Raw genomic sequence first — 2,556 nt, forward strand, 5'->3', positions numbered from 1 at the left:
CCCGTCCGCCCGGCCCAGCAGCACGACCCGGCCCGGCGCCGCGGCGTCCAGATCGGCGGCGGTCAGGAAGCGGCCCTCCGGCCAGTGTGTCTCGATCCAGCCCCGACCGACAATGGGCCCTTCGGGGTGCGCCTGCGCCCACGCCGTCAGCCGCGCCATGGCCTCCGCGACCGAGGCCGAGCCCTCGAGGTTCAGCGTCAGCTCGCGCCAGCCGACGCCGTCGAGGTGTGCGTGGCCGTCGGTGAAGCCGGGGAACAGGGCCGCGCCCTTGAGATCGATGGTCGGCAGGTCGGCCGGGACAGCGGGCTGGTCCTGCTGGGAGCCCACCCACACGATCCGTCCGTTCCGGACCAGCACGGCCTCGGCGGTCGGCGCGGCGTCCACGCCGGTGTAGATCGGGCCGCCGCGGATCAGCAGATCCTGCGCCGCGGCGGAGGCGGCGACGCCTCCCAGCAGAAGGGCGAGGGCGAGGGTGCGGATCATGACGCGGCTCCGGTTGAGAGACGCGAGGGGTGGAGCCGAAAGCCGCTGGCGTCAACCGGGTGCGAGACCCATGTGGGAAGCATGAAACTCTACACCATCGGATACGAAGGCGAGCCGCAGGCGGCGGTGATCGACCGGCTGAAGGCCGCGGGCGTGCGCGTGCTGGCCGATGTCCGGGCCGTGGCGGCGTCGCGGCGCGCGGGGTTCTCCAAGACCGTGCTGGGCGGCAGCCTGGCCGAAGCCGGTATCGAATACGTCCACCTGCGCGACCTCGGCACGCCCAAGGCCGGCCGGGACGCGGCGCGGGCGGGCCGGATCGGCGAGATGCGCGAGATCTTCGCCGACCACATGGCCGAACCGCCGGCGCGGTTCGCGTTCGAGCGGTTGCGGGAAATCGCCTCGGACCGCCCGACGGCGCTGCTGTGCTTCGAAGCGGATCACGCGGGCTGCCACCGCGCCGTGCTGGCGGAGCGGCTGGCGGCGGAGGACGGGTTCGAGGTGGTGAACCTCTGACCCCGACGCCTCTCCCTCCCCCTCCGGGGGAGGGTCCTTGCCGCGAAGCGGCAAGGGGGTGGGAGGGGCTCGGCGAGGCAAGCGCCGGCGGGTCGATCGCCGAAGCGCTCCCACCCGGCTTCGGCTGCGCCTCAGCCACCCTCCCTCAAGCGGGAGGGAGAAGACTGATTAAGCCGCCGCCTTTTTCCCTTCGAAATTCCCGTAGAAGGTCTCGCCCTTCGCCGCCATGTCGCGGAGCAGCTGCGGGACCTTGAAGCGGTCGCCGTAGGTGGCGGCCAGGCGGTCGGCCGTCTGGACGAATTTCGCCACGCCGGTCTGGTCGATCAGGGTGATGGGCCCGCCGGTCCAGGGCGCGAAGCCCCAGCCGAGGATGGCGCCCAGATCGGCTTCGCGCGGGTCGTCGATGACGCCTTCTTCCCAGCAGCGCGCGACCTCGACGGCCTGCCGGTACAGCAGGCGGGTCTTCAGCTCCTCGACGCGGTCCAGCGCCTCGGGCGTCTCGTCGAAGCCTTCGGTCTTGGTCGTCGGGGCGAGTTCGGACAGGCCCTTCCACAGGGTCTTGGGCTGACCCTTCTCCGCCGGATAGTCGTAGAAGCCCATGCCGTTCTTGCGCCCGAACCGGCCGCCCTCGACCATGGTCGCGACGATGTCCTCGCCCGGGTTCGGCACGTACTTGTCGCCGAGATCGGCGCGGGTCTGTTTGCCGATCTTGTAGGACAGGTCCAGGGCGACGTCGTCGTGCATCTCCAGCGGACCGCGCGGCATTCCGGTCATACGGCCGACGTTGTCGATCAGGGCGGGGGCGTAACCTTCCTGCAGCATCGCCATGCCCTCGGTCAGGAAGGTGGAGAAGCAGCGCGAGGTGTAGAAGCCGCGGCTGTCGTTGACGACGATCGGGGTCTTTTTGATCTTCAGGACGTAATCGAGCGCCTTGGCCAGCGCCTCCTGCGAGGTCTGCTCGCCCATGATGATCTCGACCAGCATCATCTTGTCGACGGGCGAGAAGAAGTGGATGCCGATGAAGTCGGCGGGCCGGGCCGAGGCCTCGGCCAGTCCGGTGATCGGCAGGGTCGAGGTGTTGGAGCCGAACACTGCGCCGGGCTCCAGCTGCGCCTCGGCCCGCTTCGTCACGTCGGCCTTGATCTCGCGGCTTTCGAACACGGCCTCGACCACGAGATCCGAGCCCTTCACATGGGCGTAGTCGGTTGTGGCGGTGACCAGGCCGAGCGTGGCGTCGAACTTCTCCTGCGTCATCTGTCCGCGCGACAGCCGCTTCTTCAGCAGGCCCTCGACGTGGGCCTTGCCCTTGTCGGCGGCTTCCTGGGTCTGGTCGATCAGGACGGTCTCGATGCCGGCCATGGCCTGCACATAGGCGATGCCCGCGCCCATCATGCCGGCGCCGAGGACGGTGACCTTCTTCGGATCCGACTTCGGCACGCCCGCGGGACGGACAGCGCCCTTGTCGAGCTCCTGTTTCGACAGGAACAGGCTGCGGATCATCGCCTGCGCCTGCGGCGTCATCAGGGTCTTGATGAAGTAGCGAGTCTCGATGCGCAGGGC

3 protein-coding genes are annotated in these 2,556 nt (G+C 69.6%); 1 reads left to right on the plus strand and 2 read right to left on the minus strand.

Going from position 1 to position 2,556, the window contains the following annotated elements; translation table 11 throughout:
* Positions 1–483, minus strand: a 483-nt coding sequence (locus VGB60_RS09345) for an amidohydrolase family protein (RefSeq protein WP_331037996.1), incomplete at its 3' end; no start/stop codon positions are given.
* Positions 484–564: 81 nt separating this feature from the next.
* On the opposite strand from VGB60_RS09345, the gene VGB60_RS09350 reads away from it, so the two are divergent.
* The gene (locus tag VGB60_RS09350; RefSeq protein WP_331037997.1) at positions 565–996 is read left to right on the plus strand and encodes a DUF488 domain-containing protein; all 432 of its coding nucleotides are present in this window, start codon (positions 565–567) and stop codon (positions 994–996) included.
* Positions 997–1,164: 168 nt separating this feature from the next.
* Here the strand turns inward: VGB60_RS09350 and VGB60_RS09355 are convergent.
* The coding region (locus VGB60_RS09355) for a 3-hydroxyacyl-CoA dehydrogenase (protein ID WP_331037998.1) at positions 1,165–2,556 on the minus strand (1,392 nt) is incomplete at its 5' end.

This window comes from Brevundimonas sp. (genome assembly GCF_036399195.1).
In the GTDB taxonomy this organism is placed as follows: Bacteria; Pseudomonadota; Alphaproteobacteria; order Caulobacterales; family Caulobacteraceae; genus Brevundimonas.